Raw genomic sequence first — 16,493 nt, 5'->3', positions numbered from 1 at the left:
CGCCGGGCGAGCCTTCGCCCGCGCCGCGGAGCACCGCGGATCCAAACTCTCCAATCCGTCGATGGATCCGAAGCCGTCAGGACTCTTGAAGCTGCACGCTAGGAGTCGTCGCCACCCTCAGTGTCCTTCCCGGAGCCGGCTAACGGCGCGGGGGCGAAGACGCAGGACAGGGCGTTGCGGAGAGTCGTGGCGAAGGAGGCGGTGACACCGGGCTGGAGCCAGTGGCGCCCCGCCACGCGGATGGCGCCCGCGACTGCGGCGGCTGTGACGGCGGGGAACAGGTCGCGGCGGGGATCGATGCCGGTTCGCTCCGCGATGGCCTCGGCAAGCGGCGCCTCGGCCATGCTGAACGCCTTCAGTGCCTCACCCTCCAACTCGGGCGTCGACATGATCATGGCGAGGCCCGCCCGGTCGGGCTCGGGATCGGTGTAGAGCTCTATCACGGCCGCGAGCACGGCCTCCTGCAGCGACTCGCCGGCGGGTCTGGAACGCAGCGCCTGCCCCACCCGCCGCGACTGGTCGGCCTGGAAGGCACAGATCGCCTCCTCCCGGCTGGAGAAGTAGTTGTTGTACGTGCGCGGTGAGACGCCCGCGGCCGTGGCTATGTCATGGACGCGGACGAGCGCCAGCCCGTTGGGGCCCTGCTCGATGGCCAGCCGCAGTGCGGCATGACCGATCGCCTCCCGGGTGGCCTGCTTGTGGCGGGCTCGCAGATCCATGGCGTCCTCGTTCATGGCTGGAAGCATATCGCAGGATGCGTGGCGCGCAACTTGTGCGCGCCACGCAATTTGTGGGTAGAGTGCGATGCGGCAACCGGCACCTCCCCGAGCGGAGTGCCGACCACGCGGCACTTCCCCGCTTGAAGTGCCGACCCACCCGGTACTTCCGCATGCGGGGTACCGACCCACTGGCGCTTCCGCGAACGGAGTACCGACCATCCGATACTTCGCGAACGGAGTACCGACCACCTGGCACTTCCGCATACGGAGCACCGACCCACTGGCGCTTCCGCGAACGGAGTACCGACCATCCGATACTTCGCGAACGGAGTACCGACCACCTGGCACTTCCGCATGCGGAGTGCCGACCACCTGGCGTGCGCCGGGGCGGTGAGGTCTCACAGACAGGCCCCCATGGCTGTGCTGCGGGCCGTCCGTCGCGGGCTCCGTCCCGGCCGCACCCGGAAAGAGCGTCGCGGCACACGGCAGCGACAGCAGCATCCCGGCCCATACCCGACAGGAGCTCGGCCAGAGCTCCGAGACACTTCGACCAGAGCAGGAGCAGCAATGACCTCGAAGATGATCGCGTTTGACGAGGACGCCCGGCGCGGTCTCGAGCGCGGTATGAACCAGCTCGCCGACGCCGTCAAGGTGACCCTGGGCCCCAAGGGCCGCAACGTCGTGCTGGAGAAGAAGTGGGGCGCTCCCACGATCACCAACGACGGTGTGTCCATCGCCAAGGAGATCGAGCTCGAGGACCCGTGGGAGAAGATCGGCGCCGAGCTGGTCAAGGAAGTCGCCAAGAAGACGGACGACGTCGTGGGCGACGGCACCACGACCGCCACCGTGCTCGCCCAGGCGCTGGTGCGTGAGGGCCTGCGCAACGTCGCCGCCGGCGCCAACCCGATGGCCCTGAAGAAGGGCATCGAGGCGGCCGTCGAGCGCGTCAGCGAGGAGCTCTCCAAGCTGGCCAAGGACGTGGAGACCAAGGAGCAGATCGCTTCCACGGCCTCCATCTCCGCCGCCGACGCCGAGATCGGCTCGCTCATCGCCGAGGCGATGGACAAGGTCGGCAAGGAAGGCGTCATCACCGTCGAGGAGAGCAACACCTTCGGCCTGGAGCTCGAGCTCACCGAGGGCATGCGCTTCGACAAGGGGTACATCGCCCCGCTCTTCATCACCGACGCCGACCGGCTCGAAGCGGTCCTGGACGACCCGTACGTCCTGATCGTCAGCGGCAAGGTCTCCGCCAACAGAGACGTGCTGCCGCTGCTCGACAAGGTCGTGCAGTCGGGCAAGCCGCTGCTGATCATCGCCGAGGACGTCGAGGGCGAAGCGCTCGCGACCCTGGTTGTGAATAAGATGAAGGGCGTCTTCCGGTCGGTCGCGGTCAAGGCGCCGGGCTTCGGTGACCGCCGCAAGGCGATGCTGAACGACATCGCGATCCTGACCGGTGGTCAGGTCATCGCCGAGGAGGTCGGCCTCAAGCTGGAGACCGCCACCCTCGACCTGCTGGGCCGCGCCCGCAAGGTGGTCGTGACCAAGGACGAGACCACGATCGTCGACGGTGCCGGTGACGCCGAGCAGATCTCCGGCCGGGTCAACGAGATCCGCGCCGAGATCGAGCGGACCGACTCCGACTACGACCGTGAGAAGCTCCAGGAGCGCCTGGCCAAGCTCGCCGGTGGCGTGGCGGTCATCAAGGCCGGTGCCGCGACCGAGGTCGAGCTGAAGGAGCGCAAGCACCGCATCGAGGACGCCGTGCGTAACGCCAAGGCGGCCGTCGAGGAGGGCATCGTGCCCGGCGGTGGCGTGGCGCTGCTGCAGGCGGGCGCGAAGGCGTTCGACAAGCTGGAGCTGAACGGCGACGAGGCCACCGGTGCCGCCATCGTGAAGAAGGCGCTGGAGGAGCCGCTCAAGCAGATCGCGGTCAACGCCGGTCTCGAGGGCGGCGTCGTGGTCGAGAAGGTGCGCAACCTCACCCCGGGTGAGGGCCTGAACGCGGCCTCCGGCGAGTACGTCAACATGTTCGAGTCGGGCATCATCGACCCGGCCAAGGTGACGCGCTCGGCGCTGCAGAACGCCGCCTCCATCGCGGCGCTGTTCCTGACGACCGAGGCCGTCATCGCCGAGAAGCCCGAGAAGACCCCCGCCGCCCCGGCCATGCCGGGCGGCGGCGACATGGACTTCTAGGTCGCTTCCAGGTCCAACGCCGTTCAGGTACGGCAGGGGTCTGGATGCACATCATCGTCGTCGCCGAGCCCATGCAGCCGCTGCTGGCTCGCCCGGCCTGTCCTCGATGACGTGGGAGCGGGCCAGGCTCGGGCGCAGGCGCCCGTTCCGTCAGGAACGCAGGTAGCGCACGCGGTTGCCTCGTGAGAGATCCAACCGGCGCGCGCAACCGCAGGGTGGGGACCAACAACTGGCATACAACCGCTTCGCGACGAACATGACCGGTACACACCGCCTCGCGAGGAACGCGCCAGGGCGGAATCGGTCCTCACTCTCCGCGGGTGGACACCGCGTGGCCGAAAGGCGGGACGGCTCCCGCAGGCACGGAAGAACCCCGCGCCGCCGATCGCCGCAGCATGCCCTGGGGAGCGGCGCCGTGTTGCGGTCTCGATCAGGCGCCGTGTGCGGTCATGATCAGGCGCCATGTTGCGGTCACGAGTGGGCGGGTTGGTGCGGTCATGAGTAGGCGGGTTGGTGCGGCCTTGGGCAGACGGCTGACGTCTGAGAGCCTGCTGACAAAGGCTTGAAGACAGGGCCGACTACCGCTGATCCCAGCGATACCGATCCCCGCCGTCCTGGCGTTCTACCGAAGCGGGGGGCTGCAGCCCCCGCGAGCGGCCACTCGCTGCGGCAGACGGCTGTGGCGCCGCCGACTTGGCCGGGTGCCGGTGCGGCTGGTTCTCGACGGCCTCCGGCTCGACTAGAAAGAGCCGATGGACGACTTATTCAGTGCCTGGTGGGTCGTGGCCGTTCCGGCTGTGCCGCTCCTCGCCGCCCTCCTCGCCGCCAGGAGCGGCACGGTGCTGCTCGTCACCGCGTTCTCGGCCGGCCCGATCGTCACAGTGCTCGGTCTCGTCGGCGGAGCTCAGGCGCTGGCCATCTCCCGTGCAACGCAGGAGGACTGGCCCAACCTTCAGGCCGCGGAGAGCTTTCTCGCCGTGGCGGACGCGGTGATCAAGGGTTACGCCTGGGTGTTCGGCACGCTCACCTTGGCCCTCGCTGTCTTGGTCTGGCGCATCAGAGGGTACGGCGTGACCGAGTCGTCCGCGGCCGCAGCGTTCTTCCTTGTCCTGCCGCACTTTTCGGTGCTGTTGTTCGCGTGCATCTTCACGCCGTTCCGGCTCGGCGACAGTGACGAGGCGGTCCTGGACGTGGTGATCGAGGGCCCGCACTGGTACTTGCCGAGTGTGGTCGCCGTCGGCGTGGCATCTGTGGCACTCATGGTCAGCGGACTCGCCCGGCTCACCCGTGCTCAAGAACAGCTGCCGTGAAGGGAGCGCTGCGCCGGTTACCAAGTAAGAAAGGCAGTCATGTCTCTGACCATGGCTTTCACGGGAGCTTGGACGAGGTGGGGCGCCACGATGGCGTGCTCTGGAGGTGACGATGGCCCGGCATGGTGCGCGGGTGCACTTGACCTGGGCCTCGATCACTCTCATGTCACGCAGAGACCTTCGCGGCGATCACACTCATGACGCGACGCCTCGCCAGGACGAAACGGGCGGAGAAATACCCGAGACCACGTAGTAACCGGAAGTCCGGCGGAAGGGCGCTGTCGAGCGGCCGGTTCGCTTCCTCTCCAGGCTGGCCAGGAAGGCTGAGCGGCCAGGAGCTGCAGGACCTTGCCGCGCCGGTCGGGGCTGGACAGGACCGGAAGCGGCGGCTGGGTCGCTCCAGCGGCTTGAGAGTGGCCGTCCCGCCAGTTCGCGTGTCAGGCGGCGGGTCATCTGGTGCACGGTGGCCCACCAGATGAGGGCTTCATGTTGTTCGGGTTTGCGTTCATAGATGCGCACCAGTCGGCGGTAACGGACCAGCCAGGGAGCAGGTGCGCTCCGCCATCATCCACCTGCGGGGCAGCGCCGCGAAGCCGGGCAGGTTTCGCTGCGCTTGACGATCGTGACGGCCAGGCCGAGGACCTGCCGGGCCCAGGCATGCAACCGTCCGGCGGAGCCGCCGTCGGCCCCGACGAGGCGGATGGTGGAGAACTTCTCGCACAGCAGCGCCAGCACCGGATGCGCGCCGTCACGGTCTTGCACCGACACGGCGGTGACCACCACGCACAACAGCAGCCCGAGCGTGTGTAGTTCCGCCCGTCCGGCCAGGATGCGCAGCCGTCCGCGGAGCCGCCCGGCCAGCGTTCGGGCAGCCGTTCGGGCAGCCGTTCGGGCAGACCGTGCCGCGACCAACGCAAGAAACCCGCATGCACCGCCTCATTCGGCGGGAAGTCGACCGGAAGAGCCCGCCACTCGATCCCGTACCGGGTCACGTAGCCGATCGCGTCCACCATCACGCGCAGGTCATGCACCATCGGCCCGACCCGGGTATACCCGTCGGATCTGGCCGATGCCGAACGGTCGGTGCTGGAGCGCGAGGCACGGGCGGTGATGGCCGAACTGATCGCCATCGCGCTTTACGGTCTCGACATGCGCATCCCGGTGAGGAGCAACCGCAGGCGTTCACGACCGCAGGCGTGTAGGCGGACAACCACAGGCTCCTGGCTGCTGAGCTGCTGAGACGCCACCCCAGCTACCGGGAGCCTGCTCCTGTTCACCGGTCGACAGCGCGAGCATGACCACACCCCGGGTCGCGGGTCTGAGCGGGCGTCCGCCGGCTACCGGGTCGGCGGCACGGTGGACGTGAGCGTGGTCAGGCCGGCGCGGGCGAAGGCGAGCACGCGGCCGACCAGGCCGGGCAGCTCTTCACGGCGGCCGGCCTCGTGGGTCATGTACAGCTCACGCAGACCTCCCACCAGCGCGTACGCGGTCAGCCGCGGCGCCAGCGCGTCCGCCGGCAGGCCCAGGTCCTTGCCGATGGCGGCGGCGATCAGCCGCTCCAGCTCGTAGTAGCTCGCACGGGCACGGCCGCGGAGATCGTCGTCCCCGGCTATCAGGGCGGCGCGCTTGGTACGCAGGGACCAGATCTCGCCCGGCTCGCGCCCCTGGTCGGCGTCGTGCTCGTCGAGGGCGCGCATCGTGTCGCGCATCCACTCGCCCACGCAGTCGAGCGCGTTACCGGAGCGGCCGGCGAGGTAGGTGGCCAGGGACTCGGGGGGGAACGGGTCGTCGGCGAACAGCAGGTCTTCCTTGGTGGGGAAGTGCAGCGTGACGGTCCGTGTCGCGACGTCGGCGTGCTCGGCGATCGCCGCGATGGTCGTGTTGCGGTAGCCCTGCGACGTGAACAGCTCCAGCGCCGAGGCCTGGATCCGCTCGCGGGTCTGCCGCTTCTTCCTGTCTCGCCTGCCTTCCATATGCAAAAGTGTAGCAGCAGAGGAATTAATACACTCCATGCTACTGTTGCAACAGACGGTATCTATTGAGGAGAGGTGAGGACGTTGTCCAAGACGTGGTTCATCACCGGTACGTCGAAAGGGTTCGGCCGCGAGTGGGCGGAGGCGGCGCTGGAGCGCGGCGACCGGGTCGCCGCCACCGCGCGCGACCTCGACACCCTGCGCCCCCTCGCCGAGAAGTACGGTGAGGCGATGCTGCCTCTGCGGCTCGACATCACCGACCGCGCGGCCGTGTTCGCCGCCGTACGGCAGGCGGCCGAGCACTTCGGCACGCTGGACGTGGTCGTCAACAACGCCGGTTACGGCCACTTCGGCATGGTGGAGGAGCTGACCGAGGCCGAGATCCGCGCCGAGATGGAGACCAACTTCTTCGGCACGCTGTGGGTCACGCAGGCGGTCCTGCCCGTGCTACGCGCGCAGGGGCACGGCCGGATCATCCAGGTCACCAGCGAGGGCGGTGTCCGGGCGTACGCGGGCATCGGCGCCTACCACGCCTCGAAGTGGGCGGTGGAGGGGCTGTCGGAGTCGCTGCGCAAGGAGGTCGCGCACTTCGGCATCGACGTGATCTGCCTGGAGCCCGGCCCGTACTCGACCGACTTCGGCGGGGGCAGCATCCGCGCCAGTGCCGAGCATCCCGACTACGCCGAGGTTCGGGCGGCCACCGAGCCCGTGTGGGACCTCGGTGACCCGAAGGCGACGCGCGGGCCGATCCTGGAGCTGGCCGACACCGACGACCCGCCGGCGCGGATCTTCTTCGGCAAGTCGTTCGAGCCGGTCGCGGCCGAGTACGAGGAACGGCTCGCCACCTGGAGGAAGTGGCAGCCGGTCGCGCTGGCCGCGTTCCGTTAGACGTGGCCAGGCGTCGAAGCGGCGGCGGGCCGACTCGATGTGGCTCAGGCGTCGAAGCGGCGGCGGGCCGACTCGATGTGGCCGAAGTAGTCGTGGGTCCAGCCGCAGAGCAGATCGACCGTCGCCCGCAGGGCCTGGCCCGGCTCGGTGAGGGTGTACTCGACGCGTGGCGGCACCGTCGGGTGCACCGTCCGCTCGGCCAGGCCGTTGCGCTCCAGCATGCGCAGGTTCTGGGTGAGCATCTTGTGGCTGATGCCCTCGACCTCGTTGCGCAGCTCGCTGAAGCGCAGGGTGCGCTCGCCGAGAGTCTCGATGATCAGCAGCGCCCACTTGTTGGCGACGTCCGAGAAGATCTCGCGCGCCAGGGAGTCGGCGCGCCTCAGGTCCGCCTCGTCCGACAGGCTGCTGAACTGCTTGGTCACCATTTGGTTCCCCAGTCACTGAAAAGTGCGTTCTTCCACGTCAGCGAACACTCTCCTACAGTTCCTGAGTAACTACAAGAGAGCACCGGAGATATCGTGGCTGTTTCGCTCATCAACCCTGACCGGCATGTCCAAGTCCCGCTCTACCACCACGTCGCCGTGGCGTCCGGGAGCCGGCAGGTTCACATCGCGGGCCAGGTGGCCTGGGACGAGAACGGCGAGCTCGTCGCGCCCGGCGACCTCGCCGGGCAGGTCGCCCAGGTCTACCGCAACGTCGCCAAGGCGCTCGACGCGGCGGGCGCGACGTTCCACGACGTCGTCCGCTTCACGTGGTACGCCGCGGGCTGGAAGAGGGAGATGTACGACGCGTTCAACGCGGGCGTCGAACAGGCGGCACGTGAGTTCGACCTGGCCACGCCGCCTGCCGCGTTGATCGGGGTCGACATCCTCTTCGAGCCCGGCATCCTCGTCGAGGCCGAGGTCACGGCGATCATCGACTGAGCCGGCACGGGGAGGCGCCTTACCAGTCCGGCGCGCGGGCACGCACATGCCCGGCCCGGCGGACCGGGCCGGGGCGGAGAGCACGGCGTGCGGACCGCGAGCCCGATGAATCAGGCCGGGATAGCGAGCAGGGTGTGCAGATCGCGGGCCCAACGAATCAGGCCGGAGCGGTGAGCAGGGTGTGCAGATCGCGGGCCTGGCGGACCAGTTCGCTGGTGCGGGCCCGTCCGGCCAGCTCGGCCACCGCCGGCACCTCGCCCCGCGCCCCCGCCCACCCCGCGACCTCGGCCGCGAGCCGCATCAGCCGCGTGTGCACGCTGTTCGCCCGCTCCCCCGGCCCCGGCAGGTACGCGGGCAGCAACCCGGTCATCACCTGCCACACCTCCCGGTGCGCCCCCAGCCTGGCGGCTTCGGCGAGCGCGGCGATGGCGTCGGCGGGCCGGTCCTGGCCGCGTTTCAGCAGGACGGCCAGTTGCCGGCCCAGCTCGGCGCCCGGCACGCCGCCGGACGCGGCCAGGAGCAGCAACGGCCGCACCCCATCGCCGTCGGGCCCTTCCAGCAGGTGGCGGGCCAGCAGCAGCGCCAGGCCGGGCCCCCCGGGGCCGTCGGCGAGCACCAGGCGGTCGAGGTCGCGGGCCGTCGGCTTGTTCATCGGCCAGGTCGACATCAGGGAGTAGACCGAGATGGCGGCCGCCAGCTCCCGGTGGCCGGCGAGCACGGGCAGCAGCAGCTCGCAGGCCTCGTCCCACGGGCGCGGCACGAGCAGATCCCCGAACAGCTCCGCGTACTCAGGCCCCAGGACGAGCTCGGCCTCGACGCGCGGATCACCCTCATGTGTCGTCCAGCGCAGCACCACCCCGGGATCGGCAGGCCGGTCGGTGAGCCAGCGGTGCACCAGGCGCCCGGCCGGGGTGGCGAGCCGCGCAGCCCGCCGCACCGCGTCGGCGGTCACGCTGCCGCGGCCCAGCCGCAGCAGCGCCTGCCGCAGGTCCAGCGGCAGCGCCTGCACGCCGTCACGCTCATAGCCCGCCACCCGCTCGACCAGCGCCTCCGCGTCCAGCAGCCCGTTGACGCGGGTGGGCGTGGCCAGCAGGTACGGCGGCATCCGGCCGTCCAGCATCGACTGGTAGACCTCGGCGAAGCGGGCCAGCGGCATGAGCCGCCACATGGCGGCGTGTGCAGTCTCCGGAACGCGCCGCGCCGGGTCGGCCCGCCCGTCCGGCATGGCCCTGCGCTCGGCTCCCGGCTCCATCAGCTCGCGCGCCAGGGCGGCGGCCCAGTCGGAGATGTCCCACCACGGGCCCCACCGGTACTCCAGGTTCCGCGCGGCCAGCGGAGCCAGCTCGGCGATCAGCGACTCCCGCCGCGCGTCCGACGCCAGCCGGACGAAGCCGTCGAGCCACCGCTCGGGCTGCATCCAGTCGAACTCGCGCAGCGTGACGCGGGCCAGGACATTGGCATGCGTGATCAGCGGCATCGGCTCAGCTTCGGGCACGGCCGGCAACGGCTGGGGCTGGAAGCGGGGGCGCGGCGGCGCGGGCACCGCTTCACCGCCGAAGACGCCGGCCAGCGCGGCGCCAGGGCCGGGCGGCAGCATCGGCACGATTTCCCTGATCGTCCCCACCGCATCCGGGCCGAACCGCCCCGCGTGCTTGACGGCCAGCTTCACCGCCCGTCCCCTGGCCTCGGCCGACTCGCACACCAGCGCGGCGGCCAGCGCGGGCGCGTACGCGTCGACGTCCTCGGACGGCTCCTTGAGCACGCGGTCGAGCAGGGCCAGCCCGGCGCGTACGAGCCTGCCTTCCGAGCGGAACAGCAGGCTCTCGACGGCCTCGGCCGGCGGCGTGGCCTTCAACCGGCGGAGCTGCCGTAACGCCAGGTCGGCGACGTTGGCCGCGGGGAGCGCGAGCATCGCCGCGTAGTCGCGTACGTGTGGCGCGACCTCCTCGGCGGCCGGGTCGAGCAGGTCGTGCAGCGTGATGAAGAAGCGCAGGTCGGCGGCCTCGCCGCCGCGCAGGAAGCGGGTGCGGCAGCCGTCGAGCAGCGCGGCGCGCTTGATCCGGCCGTCGGCCGACAGCCTGGCCAGGGCGGCGCCCAGCTCACGGTCGTCACGCAGCAGCCGCCCCACGCCCTCGGCCTCGAACAGCCTCGGCACCATGGCGTCGAGCAGCGGATCCGCGCTCAGCTCGGCAGCCGTCGCGGCGGCGACCCAGGCCAGGGTGAGCGGGTCGTGCCGGGGAGGCTCGGCCCCGGTCGCGCGCAGCAGCGCGAGCGCGAGCCGGACGCGTACGTCGTCCGGCCTGGGCCGGGCGGCGCGCAGGCGCAGCGCGAGACGGACGGCGAGATCCTCCTGCCAGGCGGCCGGCCTGGCCGCGACGACCTGGAGGATCGGCGGGATCTCGTCAAGATCGGCCCGGGCCCGGCGGCGCACGAGGCGGGGCTTGCTGAGCCAGGAGGCGACGGCCGCCGCGCCGGCGATGGCGCCCGCCCCGGCCACCCGCACGGGCTCGATCCAGCGGACGCCCACGTGCTGATGATGGGTCATCATCGCGTATCCCTCGGGCAGCTCCCAGATGCTGACGCCGGCCTCTTCGGCCTGGGCGGTCAGCTCCCGCCACCTGACCTCGCGTCTCCGATTGCGCTCGCGGTCGGCACGCTCGCCGGCCTGCTCCGCCACCGGCAGGTATCGGGGCAGCTCGCGCGCCACCTCGCGCCGCTGCGCGTCGTCGAACCCGGTCAGCAGCGCGGCGATGGCGGCGAGGTCCTCGGCGTCGATGGCCGCGCGGACCGCCTCCCAGGCGTTGATCATGCGGCGACACTAGGGCATCCCACCGACAATCCCGGCCCGCCGGCGACGGCCGCGACCGCGGCACGGGGATGGACCCGCGCCTGGACACGCCGCGGCACGGGGATGGACCTGCGCCTGGACGCGGTGCAGGCACGGGGATGAACCCGCGCCCGCACCCGCCGCGGCACCGGTGATCAGCGGAGGTAGCCGTGCAGGAACGCGCGGACCCCCGAGGAGACGGTCTCGTTGATCTCCTCCTCCGTGGGGACGGTGCCCTGGTAGGACGGATCGCTGACGGAGATCAGCAGCAGCAGGTGGACGGCGGCCCGGTCGGGGTTCTCGGCGCGCAGGAGCCCCTGTTCGGTCCATCGCCGCAGGTGAGCGGCGACCTCGCGGCGCACGCGGTGCGGGCCCGTCTCCTGCCAGGCCTCGATCGCGGCCTGCGGGATGTGCCCGGCCTCGGCGTTGATCTGCCGTACGAGGGCGAAGTGCTCGGCGTGGCCGTCGCCGACCGGCGCGGTGAACTCGCGGCCGAAGTCGACGAGATCGGCCTCCAGGTCGGTCACCTTGCGCAGGTGCCGGTCGATCACGGCGAGCTGCGCCTCGGCGGCCCGCGCGGCGCTCTCCTGGATGACCGCCTGGAACAGCACGGCCTTGTCGGCGAAGTGGTTGTAGATCGTCCGCGTCGACACCTCGGCCGCGCGGGCGATCGCGTCGACGCTGGCCCGGGTGTAGCCGTCGCGGGCGAACACCGTCAAGGCGCCGGCCAGGATCGCCTTGCGCTTGTCTTCCCTGGTCACCGCTGCCCTCTCCGTAGAAGTACATTGAGCGTTTTACTTTTTGCCACGCTCGTTGTACTTTACCCGACGTAGCGCAGAAAGGCACGAGGAGGCAGACATGATCAGGATCGCCATCGTCGTCGGCAGCACCCGTCCGCACCGCCGGACCGCGGTCACGGCCGGCTGGGTCGCCGAGGTCGCCGCCCGCCACCCCGCCGTCACGGCCGGCGAGGCCGCCTTCGAGGTGGTGGACCTCGCCGCGTACGGGCTGCCGGTGCTGGACGAGCCGGCGCCCGCCCTGTTCGGCGAGTACCGGCACCCGCACACCAACCGCTGGGCCGAGACCGTCGCCTCGTTCGACGGGTTCGTGTTCGTCACGCCGGAGTACAACCATTCGGCGCCCGGCGCGCTGAAGAACGCGATCGACTTCCTGTTCGCCGAGTGGAACAACAAGGCGGCCGGGTTCGTCAGCCACGGCGTGCACGGCGGCGTGCGCGCGGTGGAGCACCTGCGCCAGGTCATGACCGAGGTGCAGGTGGCCAACGTACGCACGCAGGTGGCGCTGTCGGCGTTCACCGACTTCGAGATCACCGACCCGGCCCGGCCTGGCATGATCACCCCGGGCCCGCACCAGGAGCCCACCTTGGTGGAGCTGCTGGACGAGGTCATCGCCTGGTCGGGGGCGCTGCGGACGCTGCGCCACCAGGTGGCGGCGGCATGACGGGCCGCCGCGCGGGGACTCTGGCCACGGTGCTGCTCGGCTTCCTGGCGCTGCCGATGCTGATGTCCGGCACCACCGTCGCGCTCCCCCTGATCGGCGCCGACCTCGGCGCTTCAGGTGCGGCCCTGCAGTGGGTGGTGGTGGGCTACTTCCTGGCGGCCGCCGCCATGATGCTGGTGGCCGGATCGCTCGGCGACCTGTACGGCCGGCGCCGGGTCTTCGCCGCGGGAGCCCTCGTCTACACCGCGGGCGCGCTGGTGAGCGCGCTGGCCGGAGACATCCTGACCCTGAACGTCGCCAGGATCCTGTCCGGCGTCGGCGCTGCCGGGGTGATGACCGGTGGCGGCGCCGTGCTCGGCGGCACCTTCACCGGCCCCGCCCGCAACCGCGCGTACGCGGCGATGGGCACCACGGCCGGCGTGGGGCTGGCCGTCGGCCCGACCCTGGCCGGGTGGCTGGTGGGCGCGCTCGGCTGGCGGGCCGCGTTCGCCGTGTTCGCCGGTGCCGGCCTGCTCCTGCTGGCGGGCGCCGCCGCCATGGCGGATTCGCGGGCGGAGGAGCGGCCGCGCGTCGATGTGGGCGGGGCGCTGGCGCTGATCGGCGCGCTCAGCCTGACCATGTTCGGCGTCAACCAGGCCGCGGCGGCCGGGTGGGCCAGTGCCCGGGTCCTGGTGCCGCTGGGCCTGGGGGTGGCCATGCTGGTGATGTTCGTGCTGGTCGAGCGGCGGGTCCGGCATCCGGTGCTGGATCTCGGGCTGCTGCGCGATCGGCGCTTCGTGGCCTGGACGCTGGCCGGGCTGGTGCTGGCCGCCGGGCCCGCCGGGGTGACCGCGTACCTGCCGACCTACCTGCAGGGCGCGGGTGGCGTCTCCGTGCAGGCCGCGGGGCTGACCATGCTGGCGCTCACGACGCCCGTGCTGCTCCTTCCGCAGGTGGGCGGGCTGCTGATCAACCACGGGGTGCCGGCTCGTGCGCTGGTCACCGCCGGCCTGCTGCTGGTCGCGGCGGGGAACGCCTGGCTGACCACGCTGCGCCCCGGCCTGGGGGTGGCGGGACTGCTCGGCCCGCTGGCGACGCTCGGGACCGGGATCGGCCTGATGATCGGGATCACCGACGCGCAGGCGGTGAACCGGGTCGCCCAGGAACGGATCGGCATGGCCACCGGGCTGCTCAACACCGTGCGCGCGGGCGGCGGCACGCTGGCCACCACCCTGTTCGGCACCGCACTCGCCACCGTGCTGCAGGCGCGTACCGACGATCCCGCCCGGGCCGCACGCATCCTCGCGGGCAGCCTCGCCGGGCCCGGCCGGGCCGTGGAGGCCGCGTGGCTCACCGGGGCGTGGCAGGTGGCGCTGTGGGGTGCGAGCGGGGTCTGCGCGGTGGCCGCGCCGGCGGTGTGGGCGCTGCTCTCTCCGCCCCGCCCTGTACGACCTGCGGCCGCGGCCGCCCCTGCCGCGCCCCGGCCACGACCGTCAGCACTGCCGTAACGTCGGCACATCCATAACACGGCCGCCCGGCGCCGCCGTCGCACGCCCGGCCTGGCACCGACGCGCTGGCTCAACCCACAACCCGGCTCAGCCGACGAGCTGGATCAGCCGTCGCGCCTCCTGGACCAGGCGGCTCGACCCCTTGCGGCCGGCGACCGCCGCCACCTCCGGCAGCTCCGCCCGTAACCCCGCGATCCTGGCCGCCCGCGCCCCCGCCGCCAGCAGGTCGGCCGCGCCCGCGCGGGGACGTTCGCCCTCCTTCGGCAGCAGGCCCGCCAGCACGCCCGAGATCACCTCCCACACCGCCTCGTGCGCGCCCGCCTGGGTGGCGTCGTCGAGGACGGAGACCACCCGGTTGAGCTTGACGAGGTCGGCCGTGACCAGGGCCGTCACCGCGTCGGCCAGGGCCGCGGCCGGGACCTCCCCGCGGGCCGCGAGGGTGAGGAAGGCGTCGGTGGCGGCGGCGCGTTCGGCCGGGTTGACGTGGCCCATGCCGCACACCAGGGCGTGGGCGGTGGCGGCGCCGAGGGTGCCGTCGCCGCGGGCGAGGGCGGTCAGCGCCTGCGTCTGCCGGTCGTTGGCGTCCATGGACCACGGCAGGTAGCCGACCAGGTGGGCCGCGGCGAGCTCCCGGTGGGCGGGGAGGGCCAGCGGCCACCAGGTCAGCGAGTACGTGTGGCCGTCCTGCACCTCGAACAGGGCGCGGATCTCCTCGGGCAGGCCCGGGCCCGGTGCGCCGAGCCAGGCCTCCAGCCGCACGCCGTACGCGGTCTCGCGCAGGGTCACGCTCGCCTCGGGGTCGGGCATGCCGCCGTCGCGCATCCACGCGGCACACGTACGGCCGGCCTCAGAGGTGAGCCGGCCGGCCCTCTCGACGTCGGCGGCCGCGAACCGGCGGGGCAGCCTGAGCAGCGCCTGGGCCAGGTCGGCCGGCAGGGCCCGCACGCCGGCGGCCTCCAGCCGTTCCAGGCGGCCGAGCAGCGCGGACGGGTCGAGGTGCCCGGTGCCCGCCGTGGGCGTGGCCAGCAGGACCGGGTAGCAGGTGCCCTCCTCGAAGGGGGTCACCAGCTCCAGGGCGCGGCGCCGGTAGAGCAGCTCGGGCGCGCCGGGGGCGTCGGGACGGCGGCGCATCCCCGGCTCCTGTGCTGTCAGTTTCCTGCTCCGCTCGGGGGCGGCGAAGGCGAGGAAGGCCCGGGACACGGCGGTGAACAGGCTCTCGTGGATCTCGCGGCCCGCGTGCCCGTACGCGCCCGGGCCGAACGGCTGCCACCACGGCCGCAGCACCTGCCTGAGCCGTTCGGGGTCGCGGTGCGACCACTCGGCCAGGCCCGCGAGCAGGCGCTCGAAGGCCCACACGCCGGGCGGCCATCGGAACGCCGTCAGCTCCACGACGAGCTCCTCGGGCGAGGCGATGGGCGGCGGCAGGGGCGGGCACTCGCTCACCGGCAGCGGCGGGGCGGCGGGCGGGGCCGCCTCGGCGATGCCGCCCCCGTACGCGGCCGAGACCTGCTCGCGCAGCTCCGACGGCAGCTCTGCCGCCGCCTGCCGGATCGTCTGGCGACCGGCGGGCCCGGCCTGCGGCGCGAGCTTGACGGCCAGGCGCACGGCGCGTTCCTGCAGCGCGAGCGTGTCCTGCGTGAAGATCGTCGACAGGGTGCCGAGAACGGTGTCCGCCCGGCCCGCGTCGCGCAGCACCGCGTCGCCCGCCCACGACATGGCCGCGCGCAGCAGCTTCTTCTCCGGCCGGAACGCCAGCGCCGCCATCGCCTCGGCGAACAGCTCCTCCCCCAGCCGCCCCGTCTCCTCCAGCCGCCGCAGCTGCGCCAGCGCCACGTCGGCCACCGCGACGGGGCCGGCGGGCAGCAGCGCGGCATAGTCCCTGGCGTAGCCGGCGGACTCGTCGAGGTCGAGGTCGAGCCGGTCGTGCAGGCTCGCGAGCTCCGACCGCGCCGCCGGGCCGTCGCGCAGCAGCCGCCGCACGACGCCGTCGATCACGGCCGCGCGGTCGAGCAGCCCTTCGTGGGCCAGGTGCACGACCGTCTCGACGACCCGCCAGAGCGGGGTCTGGGCGAGGGCGTCGACCTCGAGGATGCGGGGCCCGTACGCGGCCAGCAGCGGGTCGCGGCCGGTCGTCTCCGGGTGCACCCGGCGCAGCCAGCCGACGATGAACGGCTCGCCGTCCGGCGGCTCGGCGCCCGTCTCGCGGACGAGCGCGGCGGCGATCTCCCAGTGCCGGGGCTCCGGCAGGCGCATGCGGGCGGCGAGGCGATGGGCCACGTCGGCCTGCCACTCCGCGGGCCGCCGCCGCAGCAGGCCGAGGAGCAGCTCGACGTCGTCGTCATCGAGCCACCGGGGCAGCTCGCGCCGGAACAGCCACGCCGTCACGGCCGACGCGCCGCCCATGCAGGCCACGCCGGCCACGAGGAGCGGCCTGCCCTGACGGGCCCACTCCCGCCATCCGGCCGTGCGCGCGGTGGCCGTCACGTAGCCGGGCAGCTCCGCCGCGACCTTCCTGCGGCCGGGCTCGTCGAGCGCGACCAGGTACGCCGCCAGCCCGGTGGCGTCGCCTGACGTGACCCTGGTGAGGGTCTCCTCCCAGGCGGCCGCAGGCGGGGGTGAGGGGTGGGCGCTCGAGTGCGCCACCAGCGCGTGTGCCATGATCCGGGACACTAGCGAGCGGCCACGACAATTCCGGGATCATGCGGAAAACGT

Annotated in this window: 13 protein-coding genes and 1 pseudogene; 6 read left to right on the top strand and 8 right to left on the bottom strand. The window is 72.2% G+C overall.

Annotation, left to right across the window (positions count from 1 at the left end):
• Window positions 1–98: 98 nt before the first annotated feature.
• Window positions 99–734 carry a TetR/AcrR family transcriptional regulator gene (locus HD593_RS23605; RefSeq protein WP_185104295.1) on the bottom strand — a complete coding sequence of 212 codons (636 nt, stop codon included), beginning with the start codon at window positions 732–734 and terminating at the stop codon, window positions 99–101.
• 552 nt (window positions 735–1,286) lie between these two features.
• Here HD593_RS23605 and groL point away from each other — a divergent pair.
• Window positions 1,287–2,912: a chaperonin GroEL gene (gene groL, locus HD593_RS23600; protein WP_185104294.1), complete on the top strand. Its 1,626-nt coding sequence runs from the start codon at window positions 1,287–1,289 to the stop codon at window positions 2,910–2,912.
• A gap of 752 nt (window positions 2,913–3,664) precedes the next feature.
• Window positions 3,665–4,222 carry a hypothetical protein gene (locus tag HD593_RS23595; protein ID WP_185104293.1) on the top strand — a complete coding sequence of 186 codons (558 nt, stop codon included), beginning with the start codon at window positions 3,665–3,667 and terminating at the stop codon, window positions 4,220–4,222.
• A 564-nt stretch (window positions 4,223–4,786) separates the two neighbouring features.
• Here the strand turns inward: HD593_RS23595 and HD593_RS61635 are convergent.
• The 3 genes and pseudogenes from HD593_RS61635 to HD593_RS23585 form a co-directional block, all read right to left on the bottom strand.
• Window positions 4,787–5,005 (bottom strand): hypothetical protein, encoded by a 219-nt coding sequence (locus HD593_RS61635; protein ID WP_246546695.1) that lies wholly within the window; start codon window positions 5,003–5,005, stop codon window positions 4,787–4,789.
• A gap of 110 nt (window positions 5,006–5,115) precedes the next feature.
• A pseudogene (locus tag HD593_RS65145) lies at window positions 5,116–5,256 on the bottom strand (transposase); the annotation flags it as partial.
• 303 nt (window positions 5,257–5,559) lie between these two features.
• On the bottom strand, window positions 5,560–6,195 hold the full coding sequence (locus HD593_RS23585; RefSeq protein ID WP_221524914.1) for a TetR/AcrR family transcriptional regulator: 636 nt from the start codon (window positions 6,193–6,195) through the stop codon (window positions 5,560–5,562).
• Between the two features lie 75 nt (window positions 6,196–6,270).
• On the opposite strand from HD593_RS23585, the gene HD593_RS23580 reads away from it, so the two are divergent.
• Window positions 6,271–7,083, top strand: a complete 813-nt coding sequence (locus HD593_RS23580; protein WP_417629378.1) for an SDR family NAD(P)-dependent oxidoreductase — start codon at window positions 6,271–6,273, stop codon at window positions 7,081–7,083.
• A 44-nt stretch (window positions 7,084–7,127) separates the two neighbouring features.
• Here HD593_RS23580 and HD593_RS23575 read toward each other — a convergent pair whose 3' ends face one another.
• The gene (locus HD593_RS23575) at window positions 7,128–7,508 is read right to left on the bottom strand and encodes a winged helix-turn-helix transcriptional regulator (protein ID WP_185104289.1); all 381 of its coding nucleotides are present in this window, start codon (window positions 7,506–7,508) and stop codon (window positions 7,128–7,130) included.
• A 93-nt stretch (window positions 7,509–7,601) separates the two neighbouring features.
• Here HD593_RS23575 and HD593_RS23570 point away from each other — a divergent pair, with 93 nt between their 5' ends.
• Window positions 7,602–8,006: a RidA family protein gene (locus HD593_RS23570; protein ID WP_185104288.1), complete on the top strand. Its 405-nt coding sequence runs from the start codon at window positions 7,602–7,604 to the stop codon at window positions 8,004–8,006.
• A gap of 157 nt (window positions 8,007–8,163) precedes the next feature.
• Here HD593_RS23570 and HD593_RS23565 read toward each other — a convergent pair whose 3' ends face one another.
• Both HD593_RS23565 and HD593_RS23560 read right to left on the bottom strand, forming a co-directional pair.
• Window positions 8,164–10,815, bottom strand: a complete 2,652-nt coding sequence (locus HD593_RS23565) for a DUF6493 family protein (protein WP_185104287.1) — start codon at window positions 10,813–10,815, stop codon at window positions 8,164–8,166.
• 173 nt (window positions 10,816–10,988) lie between these two features.
• Entirely contained in the window at window positions 10,989–11,594 is a 606-nt protein-coding gene (locus HD593_RS23560) for a TetR/AcrR family transcriptional regulator (RefSeq protein ID WP_185104286.1), read from the bottom strand.
• Window positions 11,595–11,691: 97 nt separating this feature from the next.
• Between HD593_RS23560 and HD593_RS23555 the strand changes: the two genes are divergently transcribed.
• On the top strand, window positions 11,692–12,294 hold the full coding sequence (locus HD593_RS23555; RefSeq protein ID WP_185104285.1) for an NADPH-dependent FMN reductase: 603 nt from the start codon (window positions 11,692–11,694) through the stop codon (window positions 12,292–12,294).
• Window positions 12,291–13,781, top strand: a complete 1,491-nt coding sequence (locus tag HD593_RS23550) for an MFS transporter (protein WP_185104284.1) — start codon at window positions 12,291–12,293, stop codon at window positions 13,779–13,781. The genes HD593_RS23555 and HD593_RS23550 overlap by 4 nt, the downstream gene beginning before the upstream one ends.
• 87 nt (window positions 13,782–13,868) lie before the next feature.
• On the opposite strand, the gene HD593_RS23545 is transcribed toward HD593_RS23550, so the two are convergent.
• A complete protein-coding gene (locus tag HD593_RS23545; RefSeq protein ID WP_185104283.1) occupies window positions 13,869–16,439 on the bottom strand; it encodes a DUF6493 family protein in 2,571 nt (856 codons plus the stop codon).
• Window positions 16,440–16,493: the final 54 nt, after the last annotated feature.

This window comes from Nonomuraea rubra (assembly GCF_014207985.1).
Taxonomy (GTDB): Bacteria; Actinomycetota; Actinomycetes; order Streptosporangiales; family Streptosporangiaceae; genus Nonomuraea; species Nonomuraea rubra.
This window is presented reverse-complemented; position numbering and strand designations above follow the sequence as displayed.

Bases quoted from the DNA above. Each gene is read 5' to 3' on its own strand.
- HD593_RS23585 (WP_221524914.1), bottom strand. From the start codon at position 6,195: ATGGAAGGCAGGCGAGACAGGAAGAAGCGGCAGACCCGCGAGCGGATC.
- HD593_RS23605 (WP_185104295.1), bottom strand. From the start codon at position 734: ATGAACGAGGACGCCATGGATCTGCGAGCCCGCCACAAGCAGGCCACC.
- HD593_RS23550 (WP_185104284.1), top strand. From the start codon at position 12,291: ATGACGGGCCGCCGCGCGGGGACTCTGGCCACGGTGCTGCTCGGCTTC.
- HD593_RS23555 (WP_185104285.1), top strand. From the start codon at position 11,692: ATGATCAGGATCGCCATCGTCGTCGGCAGCACCCGTCCGCACCGCCGG.
- groL (WP_185104294.1), top strand. From the start codon at position 1,287: ATGACCTCGAAGATGATCGCGTTTGACGAGGACGCCCGGCGCGGTCTC.
- HD593_RS23595 (WP_185104293.1), top strand. From the start codon at position 3,665: ATGGACGACTTATTCAGTGCCTGGTGGGTCGTGGCCGTTCCGGCTGTG.
- HD593_RS23575 (WP_185104289.1), bottom strand. From the start codon at position 7,508: ATGGTGACCAAGCAGTTCAGCAGCCTGTCGGACGAGGCGGACCTGAGG.
- HD593_RS23545 (WP_185104283.1), bottom strand. From the start codon at position 16,439: ATGGCACACGCGCTGGTGGCGCACTCGAGCGCCCACCCCTCACCCCCG.
- HD593_RS23565 (WP_185104287.1), bottom strand. From the start codon at position 10,815: ATGATCAACGCCTGGGAGGCGGTCCGCGCGGCCATCGACGCCGAGGAC.